Raw genomic sequence first — 15,663 nt, 5'->3', positions numbered from 1 at the left:
CCGTGGCCCGCGGGAGCCCGCGTGGCAGGATCGTCCGGTGCCCCCGCCGACCGTCCCGCTCGCCCACGCGCCCACGGAACCCGTGACGGTCCCCGACGCCGTGCGCGCCCTGGCCCCGGGCACCGATCCCGTCGCCGTCTGGGTCAACGCACGGGGCGGCCTGACGTTCCGGCTCGACGCGCACCGGTTCGTCAAGTGGGTCCCGGTGGACGCCGTGGACCTCGACCTGGCCGCCGAGGCGGCCCGCCTGACCTGGGCGCGGCCGTGGACGTCCGTCCCGGAGGTCCTCGACCTCGGGCGCGACGACGAGGGGTCGTGGCTCGTCACCGCCGCGCTGCCCGGCCGCAGCGCCGTCGACCCGCAGTGGTGCGCCGAGCGCCCCGTGGAGGCCGCGACCGCCGTCGGGCGCGGGCTGCGCGCGCTGCACGACGCGCTCCCCGTCGACCTGTGCCCCTGGGCCTGGTCGGTGCACGAGCGCACGCGCCGCGCGTCCGAGCACCTCGACGCAGGCGACTCCCCCGCGTCCTGGTCGCCCGAGCACCAGCACCTGGACGCCGACGAGGCCCGCGCCCGCCTGGCCGCGCCCCCGGCGCCCGACGTCCTCGTGGTCTGCCAGGGCGACCCGTGCGCGCCCAACACGCTGCTGGACGACGACGGGACCGTCACCGGCCACGTCGACCTCGGGACCCTCGGCGTGGCCGACCGCTGGGCCGACCTCGCGGTCGCCGGCTGGAGCGCGAACTGGAACTACGGGCCGGGCCACGACGAGCACGTCTACGCCGGCTACGGCATCGACCCCGACCCGGTCCGGATCGCCTACTACCGCCTCCTGTGGGACGCGTCGTGAGCGGCGGGACGCTCACCGGACGGCTGCCGTCCGGCGACGACCCCGACGCGCTCGTCGAGGAGTTCACGGCGTGGGCCGGCGACCAGGGGCTCGCGCTGTACCCCCACCAGGAGGAGGCGCTGATCGAGCTCGCGACGGGCTCGCACGTCATCCTGTCGACGCCGACGGGGTCGGGGAAGTCCCTCGCGGGGGTCGCCGCGCACGCGGTCGCGCTCGCGCAGGGCCGGCGCTCGTTCTACACGGCACCGATCAAGGCGCTCGTGAGCGAGAAGTTCTTCGCGCTCGTCGAGGTGTTCGGGTCCGAGAACGTCGGCATGATGACCGGGGACTCGGCGGTCAACGCGTCCGCTCCGATCGTGTGCTGCACGGCCGAGATCCTGGCGAACCTGGCGCTGCGCGACGGCCCGGACGCGGACGTGGGCCTCGTCGTCATGGACGAGTTCCACTACTACGCCGACCCGCAGCGCGGCTGGGCGTGGCAGGTGCCGCTGCTGGAGCTGACGCGCACGCAGATGCTGCTGATGTCCGCGACGCTCGGCGACGTGTCCTTCTTCGAGGAGGACCTGCGCCGGCGCACCGGGCGCGAGGTCGGGGTGGTGGCGAACGCCGAGCGGCCCGTGCCGCTGACGTTCTCCTACGTGGTCGAGCCGCTGCACGAGCTGCTCGACGAGCTGGTGCAGACGCAGCGGGCGCCGGTCTACGTCGTGCACTTCACGCAGAAGGAGGCCGTCGAGCGGGCGCAGTCGCTGCTGTCGACGACGCTCGCGAGCCGGGCGCAGCGCGACGCGATCGCCGACGAGCTCGGCGGCTTCCGGTTCGGGCCCGGGTTCGGGCGCACGCTCTCGCGGCTGCTGCGCCACGGCGTCGGCGTGCACCACGCCGGCATGCTGCCCAAGTACCGGCGGGTCGTGGAGCGGCTCACGCAGAAGGGGCTGCTGCCGGTGGTCTGCGGCACGGACACCCTCGGGGTGGGCATCAACGTGCCGATCCGCACGGTCGTGCTGACGTCGCTGGTCAAGTACGACGGGCAGCGCATGCGGCACCTGTCGGCGCGCGAGTTCCACCAGATCGCGGGGCGAGCCGGGCGCGCGGGGTACGACACGGTCGGCGAGGTCGTCGTCATGGCGCCCGAGCACGTCATCGAGAACCGCAAGGCCCTGGCGCGGGCCGGTGACGACCCGAAGAAGCTGAAGAAGATCGTCCGCAAGCAGGCCCCCGCGGGGCACGTGAACTGGACGGACAAGACCTTCGAGCGGCTGCGCGACGCCCCGCCGGAGCCCCTGACGTCGAGCTTCCACGTCTCGCACGCGATGGTGCTGCACGTGCTGCAGCGCGGCCGGGACGACGTCACCGACCCCGTCGCCGTGATGACGCACCTGCTGACCGACAACCACGAGCCCGAGGGCGCGCGGAGCCGGCACGTGCGGCGCGCGCTGGACGTGTACCGCTCGCTGCGGGCCGGCGGCGTCGTCGAGCGCGCGTGGGTCGACGACCCGTCCGCACCGCGCGGGCGGCGCCGCACGGTGCGCCTGGTGGCGGACCTGCCCGCGAACTTCGCGCTCGACCAGGCCCTGTCGCCGTTCGCCTACGCCGCGCTTGACCTGCTCGACCCGCTGGACCCGGGGTACGCGCACGACGTGGTCTCGGTGCTGGAGGCCACGCTCGACGACCCCCGCCAGGTGCTGGCGGCGCAGGAGAACAAGGCGCGCGGCGAGGCCGTCGCGGCGATGAAGGCCGAGGGCATCGAGTACGAGGAGCGCATGGCGCTGCTCGAGGGCGTCACGTACCCGCGGCCGCTGGCCGAGCTGCTCGAGGCGGCGTTCTCGGCGTACCGGACGAGCAACCCGTGGGTCGCGGACCTGGTCCTGTCGCCGAAGTCCGTGGTCCGCGAGATGCACGAGCGCGCGGCGACGTTCGCCGAGTACGTCCAGGTGTACTCGCTGGACCGCACCGAGGGCGTGCTGCTGCGCTACCTCGCGGACGCGTACCGGGCGCTGCGGCGCACGGTCCCGGAGGACCGGCGCAGCGAGGAGCTCGAGGAGGTCGTCGCCTGGCTGGGCGACCTCGTGCGCCGCACGGACTCGAGCCTGCTCGACGAGTGGGAGCGGCTCGCCCACCCCGAGGACGAGCCGGCCGTGGAGAACGCCGACGACGCCCCGCCGCCGCCCGTCACGGCGGACCCGCGGGTGCTGCGCTCGCTGGTGCGCGGAGCGATGTTCCGGCGCGTCGAGCTGGTCGCGCGCGAGCGGTGGGGCGCCCTGGCCGCGCTCGGCGACGTCGACGCCGACGGCACCGCCTGGGACGCCGACCGGTGGGCCGACGCGATCGACCCCTACTGGGACGACCACGACGAGGTCCTCACCGGGCCCGCGGCCCGCGGTCCCGCCCTGTTCCAGGTGCGCGCCGACGACGCGGCGCGGGTGTGGCACGTGCGGCAGGTCCTCGACGACCCGGCGGGCGACCACGACTGGCGGATCGACGCCGTCGTGGACCTCGCCGCGTCGGACGAGGCCGGCGAGATCCGGCTCAGCGTCGTCGCGGTCGGGGCGCTCTGAGGGGCCGCGGGCACCGGCTGCGGGCGACGCGCGCGGACCGGCCGGTGACCCCGGTGAGGTGAGGCACACCTGCATCGTCGCAGGTCAGGGCAGGCTTTGCTTCGATGACAGATCGTCAGCACGGGCCTACCGTGACCGTATGACGACGATCGGCGAGCACCTGCGCACCCCCCTCGGCACCCCCGCCCCGGGGTCGTCGGCGCGCCCCGACGACGCGCCGCCGGCACCCCACCACGCCGCGCAGCGCCTCAACTGGCTGCGCGCGGGGGTCCTCGGCGCCAACGACGGCATCGTCTCCATCGCCGCGACCGTCGTCGGTGTGGCGGGCGCCGCGGCGTCGACCGCCACGATCGGCCTGGCCGGTGGCGCGGCCCTGCTGGCCGGTGCGCTGTCGATGGCCGCGGGCGAGTACGTGTCCGTCAGCAGCCAGCGCGACGCCGAGCGCGTCGCCGCCGCGGCCGGACGCCCCATCGGCGGCGCCGACTCCGAGGAGGCGTTCACCAACCCCTGGCACGCCGCCCTCGCCTCGCTGCTGGCGTTCACCGCGGGCGGCCTCGTGCCGCTCCTCGTGGTCCTCGCACCCTGGGCCGTGGCGTGGCGCGTGCCGGTGACCTTCGCCGCCGTGCTCGTCGCGCTCGTCCTCACCGGCTGGGCCTCGGCACGGTTCACGGGTGCCTCGCACCGTCGCGCGGTCGCCCGCAACGTCCTCGGGGGCTCCGTCGCGATGGCCGTGACCTACGGCATCGGGACGCTCGTGGGCACGGCGGTCTGACGCCGCGCAGGGCCCCGCGGGCCTAGCCTGGGCCCGTGGTCAGGAAGGACACCCGCGCGAGCGCGGGCACGCCGGCGCTCGCCGCGCTCGTCGCCGCCGGGGTCGTGCACACCGCGCACGCGTACACCCACGACCCCGCGTCGGACCTCGGGTACGGCCTGGAGGCCGCCCACCTGCTCGGGTTCCCGCCCGAGCAGGTGTTCAAGACCCTCGTCGCCGACGTCGAGGGCACGCTGACGGTCGCGGTCGTGCCCGTCACGGGCAGGCTCGACCTCAAGGCGCTCGCGCAGGCGGTCGGCGCCAAGCGCGCCGCCATGGCGGACCCGCGGGCCGCCGAGCGCGCCACAGGGTACGTGGTCGGGGGCATCTCGCCGCTCGGCCAGCGCACCGCGCTGCGCACGGTCGTCGACGAGAGCGTGTGGCTGTTCGACACCGTGCTCGTCTCCGGCGGGCGGCGCGGCCTCGACGTCGAGCTCGCGCCCGACGCCCTGGTCGCCCTCACCGGCGCGGTCGTCGCCGCCGTGGCCGCGGACTGAGCCGTCAGCGCCCGTAGGCGGCGAACGCGCGGTCGGTCGGCACGATCTGCTTGCCGAGCGGCAGCAGCGACACCGGGATGAGCTTGAGGTTCGCGATGCCCATCGGGATGCCGATGATCGACACGAACAGCGGGATCGCCGTCGCGACGTGCCCGATCGCCAGCCACACGCCCGCGACCAGCACCCAGACGACGTTGCCGATCGTGGACCACGCGCCCGCGGTGGGCTTGTCGACGATGGTGCGGCCGAACGGCCAGAGCACGTAGCTGGCGATGCGGAACGAGGCGATGCCGAAGGGGATCGTCACGACGAGCACGCAGCACAGGATGCCGGCCGCGACGTAGCCGAGCGCGAGCCAGGCACCGGCGAACACGAGCCAGATGATGTTGAGCAGGGTCTTCACCCCCTCCACGGTGCCACGCGCCGGGCGCGCACGGGATCCGGGACGGCCCTGAGCGGACCCTGGTCCTGCGGGTACCGTCAGGCTCGTGGCCGACACCCCGCCCCCCGCCGACGTCACCGTCCCCGGGCCCGGTGACGGGGTCCACGGCCCGGACGCCGCACAGGTGGCGCAGCGGCTGGCGACGGTCCGGGCCCGCGTCGCCGGCGCGTGCCGGGCCGCGGGCCGCCCGGTCGACGCCGTGCAGGTGCTGCTCGCGTCGAAGACCATGACGGCCGACGCCGTGCGGGCCGCCCTGCACGCCGACGCCGCGGCCCGGGCAGCCGGCTCCGGCACGGCCCCGGTGCTGCTCGGGGAGAACCGCGTGCAGGAGCTCGTGGCCAAGGCCCCCGCCCTGACGGACCTGGCGCCGCGGTGGCACGTCATCGGGCCGCTGCAGTCCAACAAGGTCAACGCCGCCCTGCGGTGGGCGGCGGCCGTCGAGTCCGTCGCCGACGAGGACCTCGCCCGCCGCCTGTCGGACCGCGTCGCCGGCCGCGCGGACCCCCTGGACGTCTGGGTCCAGGTCAACGTGTCCGGGGAGCCGACGAAGCACGGGACGACGCCCACCGAGGCCGTCGACGTCGCCGTGCGGGTCGCCGCCCTGCCCGGGCTGCGGCTCGCGGGTCTGATGACCGTCGGCGCGCACTCGCCGGACGCCGACGTGGTGCGTGCCGGCTACCGGCTGCTCGCCACGCTGCGCGACGACGTGGTCGCGTCCGGCGCACCCGGCACCGCGCACGCCGGCGGGCTGTCCATGGGCATGAGCCGCGACCTCGAGCTCGCGGTGGCGGAGGGCGCGACCGTCGTGCGCGTCGGCACCGCGGTCTTCGGCTCCCGGCCCGCGCCCACCAGCACCGCGGCGGCGTAGGCGCGGGCCGCGGCGCGACGACGCAGCAGCGGCACGCGCATCGCCTCGCGGCGCTCGATCAGCACGACCCGGCGCAGCGCACGGTCCTCCTCGGGCACGACCCACCCCCCGGCAGACGAAGGTGCCGGCCTGGGCCCCTCCGCCCCGGCCGGCGCAGGTGAGGAGAGTCTCGGCCGCGCCGTGATACATCCGGTGCGAAGATGCCGCCATGCCCTCCCCCGTCGTGCCCGACCCGACCGCCGGCCGACGGCCCCGGTGGGTGTACTCCGTCGGTGCCGAGCCGGACGCCCGTTTCTCGCTCGCCAACGAGCGCACCTTCCTCGCCTGGGTCCGCACGGCGCTGGCGCTGCTCGCCGCGGGTGTCGCCCTCGAGGCCCTCGCCCTGCCGATCCACCCGGGGCTGCGCCTCGCGGCGGCGGTGGTCCTCGTCGTGCTGGGCGCGGTCGCGGCGCCGGCCGCGTGGATCGGCTGGGCACGTGCCGAGCGGGCCATGCGGCGGGGCGACGCCCTGCCGGCACCGACGTCGTTCGCCGTGCTCGTCGTCGGGGTCGCCCTGGCGGGGGTGCTCGTGCTGCTCGGGGTGCTCCTGGCATGAGCGGCAGCGAGGCCGGGCTGCCGCCGGGGCGGCCCGCCGGGCCCGCCGCCGACCCGCTGGCCGCCGAACGGACCGCGCTCGCGTGGCGGCGCACGGCGCTCGCGCTGCTCGGCGGGTCGCTGGCCGCGGGGCGGCTGCTGCAGCCCACGCTCGGCGGGGCGGCGTGGGGCGTCGCGGGCGTCGGGGTCGTCCTGGCCGTGCTCGTCCTCGCCGTCGCCCACCGGCGCCGCGTCCTGGCACGGGCGGACGCCCGCGACCCCGCGCACCCGCACGGCGTCGTGGGGGGCGGCCGGCTCGTCACCGTGACGGCCGCGGGCACCGCGCTGCTGGGGCTGTGCGGCGTCCTCCTGGTCGCGCGCGGCTGACACCGCTCCCCCGCGCCCGGTCCGGCAGACCCGTCAGGGCACGCGCGCGGTCCACACCGGGTCGTCGAACTTGGTCGCGACGAGCTCGAGGGAGCGGGCGACCTCCGCGGGACGCAGGGTGTCGTCGACCGTGCGGAAGCGTCCGCGGAAGTGCGCGACGAACGCGTCGATCACCTGCTCGCGCGGCATCTGCGTCTGCGAGCGCACCGGGTCGACGCGCTTGTTCGCCGAGCGGGTGCCCTTGTCGGAGAGCTTCTCGCGGCCGATGCGCAGCACCTCGAGCATCTTGTCGGCGTCGATGTCGTACGACATCGTCACGTGGTGCAGCACCGCGCCGCCGGCGAGGCGCTTCTGCGCGGACCCGGCGAGCTTGCCCGCGGGCGACGCGATGTCGTTCAGGCCCGTGAGGCTCGCGGCGACGCCGACGTCGGCGAGCGCCCCGAGCACCCACTGGTTGAGGAACGCGTACGACGCCTCGAACGTCATGCCGTCCACGAGGGACGCGGGCACGACGAGGGAGAACGTGATGCAGTTGCCGGCCTCCATGAACATCGCGCCGCCCCCGGAGATCCGACGGACGACGGTCACGCCGTGGCGCTGGGCGGCGTCGAGGTCGACCTCGTTGCGCAGGGACTGGAACGAGCCGATGACCACGGCGGGCTCCTCCCACTCCCAGAACCGCAGCGTCGCCCCGCGGCGGCCGGCCGCGAGCTCCTCGGCGAGCACCTGGTCGAGGGCGGCGTGCTGCGCGGGCGGCATCGGCCCGGGCAGCAGGAGGGCGAACTCGTGGTCGTCCCACGACGTCGACAGGCCCAGCGCGCGGCGCACGGCGACGGCGACCGCGCGGGTGTCGAACCCGACCATCGCGACGGGGGCGGCGAGACGGCCCTGGTCCTGAGCGAGCGTCAGGGCGTCGTCGAGCACCTGGGCGAGCTGGCCGACGGTCGCGTCCGCGGCCACGCCGTCGAGCGCCGCGGCGAGCACGTCCAGCGCCTCGTCCGGCTCGAGGAAGAAGTCCCCGCTCAGCGCCACGTCGCGCAGCCGGCCGTCGACCACGTCGACGTCGACCACGACCATCTTGCCCTCGGGGACCTTGTACGCACCGTGCACGCCCCCACCCTAGGCGCGCGCGGCCACGGGTCCCCGGGACCGTCGCCTCAGCCCGTGGGGGCGGGCGTGGCGGTGGCGGCCTGGGCCGCCACCGCGCTGCGCGCGCGCTCCTGGACGACGGCGCTGACCTCGACGGGGTCGCCGAGCACGGCGGGCGGGTCCTCGACGGCCTCCGGGTCCAGCGCCGTCGCCGTCCAGGACACCAGGGCGTTGCCGACGAGGACGTAGCCGCGGTACTGGGCCCGCACGTCGTCGCCGTCGTCGACCGTGGCTTCCTGCACGATGCCCGGGTAGACGCCGCGGCCCTCGATCGCCGGCTCGGTGGTCCACACGGACCGCTGCGTCGCGGCGGCCGTCGTCGGGCTCGGGCTCGCGCCCTGCGGGGCCTCGTCGGGCGCGTCCGCCAGCACGTACCGCGGGCAGGCGTCGACCGCGGTCACGAGTTCGCGGAACGCGTCCCGGGCCGACTGCTGGGAGCCGAGCACGACGACCTCCTGGGTCACCTCCAGCGCGTCGTTCTCCCACCACTGCGCGTCGTACGCGTCCGGGGCCCGGCCGACGACGGAGAGCGCGACGGTGCAGGCGGGCGGCGTCACCGCGGCGCCGTCCGGCAGCCCCCAGGCGAGGTCGCCGGGCTCGACGGTGCGCCGCACGCCGTCGGCGGCGCCGGGCAGCGCACCCTCGACGTCGCGGCGTGTGAGCAGCAGGGAGCCGAGCGTGTCCTCGTCGAACGACGCGCCGTCGCCGGGCAGCGTGGCGGCCGGCGTGGGCGTCCCGGTGGACGGGTCGGGCGCGGTCGCCGTGGTCACCGGCGGCGGGGCCGCGTCACCGGTGTTCCACGGCTGGGTCACGCCCACGCCGAGGACCAGCAGCGCGAGGAGCACGAGCACGAGCACCCACGTGCCGCCCCGGCTGTGCGCCCGCCACCCGTGCGCCGGCCACTCGCCGTCCTCCGGCGCCCCGCGGGCTGGCTCGAGGCTGGACGGGCCGGGGTCCGTGCCGGACACGGGGTGCTCCTCTCGCGGTGGGCGGGTCGCCACCCGCTGAAGGCTAGGCCGTCCGGCGGGCCGACGCGCGGTCCACGCTCAGCGCGGCGCGACGCCGTGGTGGCGCAGGCCCCAGATGGTCGAGTCGGTCAGCGCCTCCCACGACGCCTCGATGAGGTTGGGCCCGACCCCGACGGTGCTCCACGACGTCTCGCCGTCGGTCGTCTCGATGAGCACCCGGGTGACCGCGTCGGTGCCGTGCATCTGGTCGAGGATCCGGACCTTGAAGTCGATGAGCTCGAACTCGCCGAGCTCGGGGTACACGCGCAGGAGCGCCTGCCGCAGGGCGTGGTCGAGGGCGTTGACGGGCCCGTTCCCCTCCCCGGTGCTGACGATCCGCTCCCCGCCGGCATGCAGCTTGACGGTCGCCTCGGCCGTGGCGGGCGTGCCGCGGCCGCCGTTGCGCTCGACGATCGCGCGCCACGACTCGACCCGGAAGTACGTGGGCCGCCGGCCCTCGACCTCCTCGACGAGCAGGAGCTCGAACGACGCGTCGGCGGCCTCGAACGTGTAGCCGTTGGCCTCGGAGTCCTTGACGCGGTGGGTGAGGCGCGCCAGGACGTCGGGGTGCTCGGCGAGGTCGTACCCGAGCTGGCGACCCTTGAGCTCGATGGACGCGCGCCCGGCCATGTCGGACACGAGCATGCGCATGTCGTTGCCGACGAGGCCCGGGTCGGTGTGCTGGTAGAGGTCCGGGTCGACCTTGATCGCGGAGGCGTGCAGCCCGGCCTTGTGGGCGAACGCGCTCGCGCCGACGTACGGCTGGCGCGCGAACGGCGAGATGTTGGTGAGCTCGCTGATGGCGTGCGCGATGCGCGTCAGCTCGGCGAGCCCGCCGGGGACGCCCTCGGTGCGCGCGAGCACGGGGCGTCCGAGCTTGAGCTCGAGGTTGGCCACGACCGAGAGCAGGTCGGCGTTGCCGGTGCGCTCGCCGTAGCCGTTGACGGTGCCCTGCACGTGCGCGCAGCCGGCCTCGACCGCGGCGAGGGTGTTGGCGACCGCACACCCGGAGTCGTTGTGGGCGTGCATGCCGAGCACCGCGGCGGGCCCGACGTGGGCGCGCAGGTCGAGGACGACCTCGCGGACCTGGTCGGGCAGCATGCCGCCGTTCGTGTCGCACAGCGCGACGACCTCGGCACCCGCCTCGAACGCGGCGAGCACGGCGGCGCGCGCGTACGCGGCGTCGACCGCGAACCCGTCGAAGAAGTGCTCGGCGTCCACGACGACGCGCCGGCCCTCGCGGCGCAGGAACGTCACGGTGTCGGTGATCATCGCGAGGTTCTCGTCCGGTGTGGTGCGCAGCGCGCGCTCCACGTGGCGCACGTCGGACTTGGCGACGACGGTCACGACCGACGCCTCGGAGTCCACCAGGGCCCGGACCTGCGGGTCGTCCACCGCCCGGGTGCCGGGCTTGCGGGTGGCGCCGAACGCCGCGAGCTCGGCGTTGCGCAGGTCGAGCTCCTTGGCGGCCCGCTTGAAGAACTCCGTGTCCTTGGGGACGGCGCCCGGCCAGCCGCCCTCGATGAACCCCACGCCGAGCTCGTCGAGCAGCGGGGCGATCGCGAGCTTGTCCGCGACGGAGAGGTTGATGCCCTCCTGCTGGGCGCCGTCGCGCAGCGTGGTGTCGTAGACGTGGAAGGTCGGGTCGGTCACGGCGAGCTCCTCGGGGGCGTGCGGCGCGGGTGTCGACGTCGGCGGCCGGCAGGGGTGTGCCGGTCCCGTCGCGACGGCTCCGACCGGCGGGGGTGGTGCCGGGCGGACCATCGTGTCCCAACAAAAAGACCCCCCGGGGTACGGGAGGTCTGCGCGTCGGACGTGTCGTCCGACGCGCTACGCGATGATGAGCGTGAAGCGGGTCACACCGCGATCGTCGCACACGGCGGGCAGCACCGGCACGTCGTCCAGCTGGTGGGACGGATGTCCGTGGGGCGGGCGGGCCCGCCCCACGGACGACGTCAGACGAGCCGGTGCATCCAGCCGTGCCGGTCGGTCGCCCGGCCGTACTGGATGTCCGTGAGCTCGGCGCGCACGCGCATCGTCACCGGGCCGGCGGCACCGTCTCCGACGGTGTGGTCGAAGCCCTCGCCGGCGAGGCGGCCGATCGGCGTGACGACCGCGGCCGTGCCGCACGCGAAGACCTCGGTCACGGACCCGTCCGCCAGGCCCGCCAGCAGCGTCGCCAGCGGGACGTCGGCCTCGGACACCTCGTGCCCGGCGTCGGTCAGGATCTGCACGATGGACGAGCGCGTGACGCCCTCGAGGATCGAGCCGGACAGGGCGGGCGTGACCACGCGACCGTCGGCGTGCACGACGAACACGTTCATCCCGCCGAGCTCCTCGAGGAGCGTGTTCGTCGACGCGTCGAGGAAGCAGACCTGCTCGAAGCCCTTGGCGTAGGCCTCCTGCTGCGGCAGCAGGCTCGCGGCGTAGTTGCCGCCGCACTTGGCCGCCCCCGTGCCGCCGGCGCCGGCGCGGTGGTGCTCCTGCGAGACCCAGATCGCGACGGGCTGGACCCCGCCCGCGAAGTACGGGCCGACGGGCGAGGCGATGACGAGGAACTCGGCCTCGAGCGACGGACGGACCCCGAGGAAGCTCTCGGAGGCGTACATGAACGGCCGCAGGTAGAGGCTCGTCTCCTCCCCCGACGGCACCCACGGCTCGTCGACGCCGACGAGCGCGGCGATCGCACCGAGGAAGTCGTCGGTGGCGAGCTCGGGCAGCGCGAGGCGGCGGGCGGAGCGCTGGAACCGCTCGGCGTTGGCCTGGGGGCGGAACGTCCAGACGCTGCCGTCGGGGTACCGGTACGCCTTGAGACCCTCGAAGATCTCCTGCGCGTAGTGCAGCACCGCCGTCGCGGGGTCGAGCTGGAGGGGGCCGTAGGGCTCGACCCGCCGGCCGTGCCAGCCGTCGGCCTGCGACCAGCTGATCCGGGACATGTGCTCGGTGAACACCGTGCCGAAGCGCGGGGCGGCGAGCGCGGCGGCCCGCTCCGCGTCGGGGACGGGCGCGGTCGTGCGGCGGACCGCGAACGCCGGGGCGGACGTGGGGGACGCGAGAGTGCTCATCAGGGGCCTTTCACCAGGGTCGACGTCGACGGTACCGGTGCGGACGGCCGGGTGGACAGGTGCGGCGCGCGGGCGCCGGCCCGGTGACGGTCAGCCGGCGACGCGCGCGGCGAGCTCGGCACCCACCTCGGCCGTCGACCGTACTCGCCCGGCCGTGCCGCGCTCGGCGAGGTCGGCGGCGACCGCGGCCTCGACGCGCGCGGCGGCGTCGGGCAGGCCGAGGTGGTCGAGCAGCATCGCGACCGACAGGACGGTCGCCGTCGGGTCGGCCTTGCCCTGGCCCGCGATGTCGGGGGCGGAGCCGTGCACGGGCTCGAACATGCTGGGAGCCGTGCGGTCGGGGTTGATGTTGGCGGACGCGGCCAGGCCGATCCCGCCGGTGATCGCCGCCGCGAGGTCGGTGAGGATGTCGCCGAACAGGTTGTCGGTGACGATGACGTCGAACCGGGACGGGTTCGTGACGAGGAAGATCGTCGCGGCGTCGACGTGCAGGTAGTCCACGGTCACGTCGGGGAACTCGGCGTTGACCGCGTCGACGGTGCGCCGCCACAGGTGGCCGGCGTGCACCAGCACGTTGTGCTTGTGCACCAGCGTGAGCTTCTTGCGCGGACGGGCGGCGGCGCGGGCGAACGCGTCGCGCACGACGCGCTCGACGCCGAACGCGGTGTTGACGCTGACCTCGTTGGCCACCTCGTGCGGGGTCCCGACGCGGATCGCGCCGCCGTTGCCGACGTAGGGGCCCTCGGTGCCCTCGCGCACCACGACGAAGTCGACCTCGCCGGGGGCGGCCAGCGGGGAGGTGACGCCGGGGAAGAGCTTGCCCGGGCGCAGGTTGACGTAGTGGTCCAGCGCGAACCGCAGCCGCAGCAGCAGGCCGCGCTCGAGGACGCCCGACGGGACGCCGGGGTCGCCGATGGCGCCGAGCAGGATGGCGTCGTGGCCGCGGATCGCGGCGAGGTCCTCGTCCGTGAGGGTCTGACCCGTGGCGTGCCAGCGGCGCGCGCCGAGGTCGAAGTCCGTGGTGGTGACGGTCGTGCCGGTGCCGCGCAGCGCCTGCTCCAGCACGAGCAGGCCCTGCTCGACGACCTCGGTCCCGATGCCGTCGCCGGGCACCACGGCCAGCCGCAGGGACGGTGGGACGACGCGGTCGCTCATGCCGACCACCCTAGCCACGCGTCCACGCACCGGACACCTCGTCTCACCTGACGATCACCGCCCCACCCCGCCCCGTCGCGCCCGCGCGCGTCAGCGTCGCGGGTACACGACCTCGAACCGCTCGGTCACGACAGGCATCGCCGTGGTGAACCGGTCGTCGCCCAGCACCCGGCGCCAGTACCGCTCGTGCTCGGCCCTCCACGACGCGAGCGACAGGTCGTCCTCGCCCTCCGCGGCCGCGAACGCCTCGTCGACCTGGTCGAACGGGACCACGACGACCTCGGTGGTGCGCAGCAGCGCCCGCGGCTCCCCCGTGCCGTCCGTGACGATCGACAGCTCGCCGCGCCGCGGGAGCGCCACACCCTCGTCCTCGATCTCGGCCAGCGCGGTCGACGTGCCGGTCTTGCGCCCCTCGAGCACGAGCGCCAGCAGCTGGTCGGCCAGGGCCGGCGAGTCCCCGAAGGACCACGACGGCGGCGGGACGACGTCGCGCACGAGCTCGCCGAGCACGCTGTCGAGCTTGCCCTGGCCGAGGTGGCCGCGGGCGGCCTCCCAGAAGGCCTGGATGCGGGTGTCGTCGACGCCGTCGGCGGCCTGGTCCGTGCTCGGTCCGGTCATGCGCCCATCCTCGCCGAAACAGCCGCGGCGCACCCGGTCGGACGACCGGGTGCGCCGCGGCGGCGTCAGGCTCAGCGCGCCGCCGAGCCCTCCGTGTAGTCGGAGTCCGACGGCTTGACCCAGGCGAACAGCTTGCGCAGCTCCTGGCCGACCGGCTCGATGGGGTGGTTCTGGCCCTTGGCGCGCAGCGCGGCGAACTCGGGCGCCCCGGCGTCCTGGTCGTCGATGAACCGCTGCGCGAAGGCACCGTTCTGGATGTCCGCGAGCACGGCCTGCATGTTCGCCTTGACGTCGGGCGTGATGACCCGCGGGCCGGAGACGTAGTCGCCGTACTCCGCCGTGTCGGAGACCGACCAGCGCTGCTTGGTGATGCCGCCCTCGAAGATGAGGTCGACGATGAGCTTGAGCTCGTGCAGCACCTCGAAGTACGCGACCTCGGGCTGGTAGCCGGCCTCGGTGAGGGTCTCGAACCCGTACTGGATCAGCTGGGACACGCCGCCGCAGAGCACGGCCTGCTCGCCGAAGAGGTCGGTCTCCGTCTCCTCGGTGAACGTCGTCTTGATGCCGGCCGCGCGCAGGCCGCCGATGGCCTTGGCGTAGGACAGCGCGAGCGCCCACGCCGCGCCCGACGCGTCCTGCTCGACCGCGACGATCACGGGCACGCCGCGCCCGTCGACGTACTCGCGCCGCACGAGGTGGCCGGGGCCCTTGGGGGCGACCATCAGCACGTCGTGACCCGCGGCGGGCTTGATGTAGCCGAAGCGGATGTTGAAGCCGTGGCCGAACACCAGGGCGGCGCCCTCGGCGAGGTTCGGCTCGATCTCGTCGCGGTACACGTGCCGCTGGACCTGGTCGGGCGCCAGGATCACGACGACGTCGGCACCCGCCACGGCCTGCGCGACCGTGGCGACCTTGAGGCCCTCGTTCTCGGCCTTGGCCCGCGACGCGGAGCCCTCGCGCAGGCCGACGGTGACGTCGACGCCGGAGTCGCGCAGGTTCAGCGAGTGCGCGTGCCCCTGGCTGCCGTAGCCGATGACGGCGACCTTCTTGGACTGGATGACCGACAGGTCGGCGTCGTCGTCGTAGAACAGCTCAGCCACGGTGGTTCTCCTCGGTTCTCTGGCGTTACGGGGATGCGGGGAAACGGGTGGGGGTCGTCAGGCCGAGCGGCCGACGCGCTCGAGCGCACGGTCGGTGATGGACCGCGAGCCGCGGCCGATGGCGACGGTGCCGGACTGCACGATCTCACGGATGCCGAACGGCTCGAGGGCCGCGAGCAGCGCCTCGAGCTTGCCCGGGCCGCCGGTCGCCTCGACGACGACCGTGTCGGGCACGACGTCGACGACGTGCGCCCGGAACAGCTGGACCACCTCGAGCACGTGCGTGCGCTGCGAGACGTCGGCCTTGACCTTGACGAGCAGCAGCTCGCGCTGCACGGACGCGGCGTCCTCGAGCTCGACGATCTTGATGACGTTGATCAGCTTGTTGAGCTGCTTGGTCACCTGCTCCAGGGGCAGCGCGTCGACGTCGACGACCACGGTGATGCGGCTGATCTCGTCGTGCTCCGTGGGGCCCACGGCGAGGGAGTGGATGTTGAACGAGCGGCGCGCGAACAGGCCGGCGACGCGCGTGAGCACGCCGGGCTTGTTCTCGACGAGGACGGACAGGGTGTGGCGGGTCATGGCTCGG

General features: G+C 74.8%; 16 protein-coding genes. 7 read left to right on the top strand and 9 right to left on the bottom strand.

Translation table 11 applies throughout. The annotated features are described in order from the left end of the window. Positions 1-37 precede the first annotated feature (37 nt). The 4 genes from BKA21_RS16430 to ybaK all read left to right on the top strand — a co-directional run bounded on the left by BKA21_RS16430 (position 38) and on the right by ybaK (position 4,710). A complete protein-coding gene (locus BKA21_RS16430) occupies positions 38-847 on the top strand; it encodes an aminoglycoside 3'-phosphotransferase (protein ID WP_239072901.1) in 810 nt (269 codons plus the stop codon). Next, positions 844-3,402, top strand: coding sequence for a DEAD/DEAH box helicase (locus BKA21_RS16425; RefSeq protein ID WP_373308193.1), 2,559 nt, complete (start codon positions 844-846; stop codon positions 3,400-3,402). Before BKA21_RS16430 ends, BKA21_RS16425 begins: the two co-directional genes overlap by 4 nt. A 139-nt stretch (positions 3,403-3,541) precedes the next feature. After that, positions 3,542-4,174, top strand: coding sequence for a VIT1/CCC1 transporter family protein (locus BKA21_RS16420; RefSeq protein ID WP_140460051.1), 633 nt, complete (start codon positions 3,542-3,544; stop codon positions 4,172-4,174). A gap of 35 nt (positions 4,175-4,209) precedes the next feature. Then, on the top strand, positions 4,210-4,710 hold the full coding sequence (ybaK, locus tag BKA21_RS16415) for a Cys-tRNA(Pro) deacylase (RefSeq protein WP_140460050.1): 501 nt from the start codon (positions 4,210-4,212) through the stop codon (positions 4,708-4,710). Between the two features lie 4 nt (positions 4,711-4,714). Here ybaK and BKA21_RS16410 read toward each other — a convergent pair whose 3' ends face one another. Further along, positions 4,715-5,113: a YccF domain-containing protein gene (locus BKA21_RS16410; RefSeq protein WP_140460049.1), complete on the bottom strand. Its 399-nt coding sequence runs from the start codon at positions 5,111-5,113 to the stop codon at positions 4,715-4,717. Positions 5,114-5,198: 85 nt separating this feature from the next. Here BKA21_RS16410 and BKA21_RS16405 point away from each other — a divergent pair, with 85 nt between their 5' ends. The 3 genes from BKA21_RS16405 (at position 5,199) to BKA21_RS16395 (ending at position 6,980) form a co-directional block, all read left to right on the top strand. Further along, a complete protein-coding gene (locus tag BKA21_RS16405; protein ID WP_373308195.1) occupies positions 5,199-6,020 on the top strand; it encodes a YggS family pyridoxal phosphate-dependent enzyme in 822 nt (273 codons plus the stop codon). 208 nt (positions 6,021-6,228) lie between these two features. Next, positions 6,229-6,615, top strand: coding sequence for a YidH family protein (locus BKA21_RS16400; RefSeq protein WP_140460048.1), 387 nt, complete (start codon positions 6,229-6,231; stop codon positions 6,613-6,615). Next, complete coding sequence (locus BKA21_RS16395; RefSeq protein WP_140460047.1) at positions 6,612-6,980, top strand: DUF202 domain-containing protein; 369 nt, start codon at positions 6,612-6,614, stop codon at positions 6,978-6,980. Before BKA21_RS16400 ends, BKA21_RS16395 begins: the two co-directional genes overlap by 4 nt. 33 nt (positions 6,981-7,013) lie before the next feature. Here the strand turns inward: BKA21_RS16395 and lplB are convergent, their stop codons facing one another. The 8 genes from lplB to ilvN all read right to left on the bottom strand — a co-directional run bounded on the left by lplB (position 7,014) and on the right by ilvN (position 15,656). After that, the gene (lplB, locus tag BKA21_RS16390) at positions 7,014-8,090 is read right to left on the bottom strand and encodes a lipoate-protein ligase small subunit (RefSeq protein WP_140460046.1); all 1,077 of its coding nucleotides are present in this window, start codon (positions 8,088-8,090) and stop codon (positions 7,014-7,016) included. 47 nt (positions 8,091-8,137) lie between these two features. After that, positions 8,138-9,097, bottom strand: coding sequence for a sensor domain-containing protein (locus BKA21_RS16385; protein ID WP_170209084.1), 960 nt, complete (start codon positions 9,095-9,097; stop codon positions 8,138-8,140). A 78-nt stretch (positions 9,098-9,175) separates the two neighbouring features. Beyond that, complete coding sequence (gene cimA, locus BKA21_RS16380) at positions 9,176-10,789, bottom strand: citramalate synthase (RefSeq protein ID WP_239072902.1); 1,614 nt, start codon at positions 10,787-10,789, stop codon at positions 9,176-9,178. A gap of 302 nt (positions 10,790-11,091) precedes the next feature. After that, positions 11,092-12,201, bottom strand: coding sequence for a branched-chain amino acid aminotransferase (locus BKA21_RS16375; RefSeq protein ID WP_140460043.1), 1,110 nt, complete (start codon positions 12,199-12,201; stop codon positions 11,092-11,094). Positions 12,202-12,291: 90 nt separating this feature from the next. Beyond that, positions 12,292-13,356, bottom strand: a complete 1,065-nt coding sequence (locus BKA21_RS16370) for a 3-isopropylmalate dehydrogenase (protein ID WP_140460042.1) — start codon at positions 13,354-13,356, stop codon at positions 12,292-12,294. 90 nt (positions 13,357-13,446) lie between these two features. Beyond that, on the bottom strand, positions 13,447-13,974 hold the full coding sequence (locus BKA21_RS16365) for an ASCH domain-containing protein (RefSeq protein WP_140460041.1): 528 nt from the start codon (positions 13,972-13,974) through the stop codon (positions 13,447-13,449). Between the two features lie 71 nt (positions 13,975-14,045). Continuing rightward, positions 14,046-15,074, bottom strand: coding sequence for a ketol-acid reductoisomerase (gene ilvC, locus BKA21_RS16360; RefSeq protein WP_140460040.1), 1,029 nt, complete (start codon positions 15,072-15,074; stop codon positions 14,046-14,048). Positions 15,075-15,131: 57 nt separating this feature from the next. Then, a complete protein-coding gene (ilvN, locus tag BKA21_RS16355; RefSeq protein WP_140460039.1) occupies positions 15,132-15,656 on the bottom strand; it encodes an acetolactate synthase small subunit in 525 nt (174 codons plus the stop codon). Positions 15,657-15,663: the final 7 nt, after the last annotated feature.

It is taken from the genome of Cellulomonas oligotrophica (genome assembly GCF_013409875.1).
Taxonomy (GTDB): domain Bacteria; phylum Actinomycetota; class Actinomycetes; order Actinomycetales; family Cellulomonadaceae; genus Cellulomonas; species Cellulomonas oligotrophica.
This window is presented reverse-complemented; position numbering and strand designations above follow the sequence as displayed.

What these genes read in the sequence shown, in the direction of transcription:
- BKA21_RS16420 (WP_140460051.1), top strand. Translation starts at nt 3,542, where the DNA reads ATGACGACGATCGGCGAGCACCTGCGCACCCCCCTCGGCACCCCCGCC.
- BKA21_RS16400 (WP_140460048.1), top strand. Translation starts at nt 6,229, where the DNA reads ATGCCCTCCCCCGTCGTGCCCGACCCGACCGCCGGCCGACGGCCCCGG.
- BKA21_RS16395 (WP_140460047.1), top strand. Translation starts at nt 6,612, where the DNA reads ATGAGCGGCAGCGAGGCCGGGCTGCCGCCGGGGCGGCCCGCCGGGCCC.
- BKA21_RS16375 (WP_140460043.1), bottom strand. Translation starts at nt 12,201, where the DNA reads ATGAGCACTCTCGCGTCCCCCACGTCCGCCCCGGCGTTCGCGGTCCGC.
- BKA21_RS16370 (WP_140460042.1), bottom strand. Translation starts at nt 13,356, where the DNA reads ATGAGCGACCGCGTCGTCCCACCGTCCCTGCGGCTGGCCGTGGTGCCC.
- BKA21_RS16365 (WP_140460041.1), bottom strand. Translation starts at nt 13,974, where the DNA reads ATGACCGGACCGAGCACGGACCAGGCCGCCGACGGCGTCGACGACACC.
- ilvN (WP_140460039.1), bottom strand. Translation starts at nt 15,656, where the DNA reads ATGACCCGCCACACCCTGTCCGTCCTCGTCGAGAACAAGCCCGGCGTG.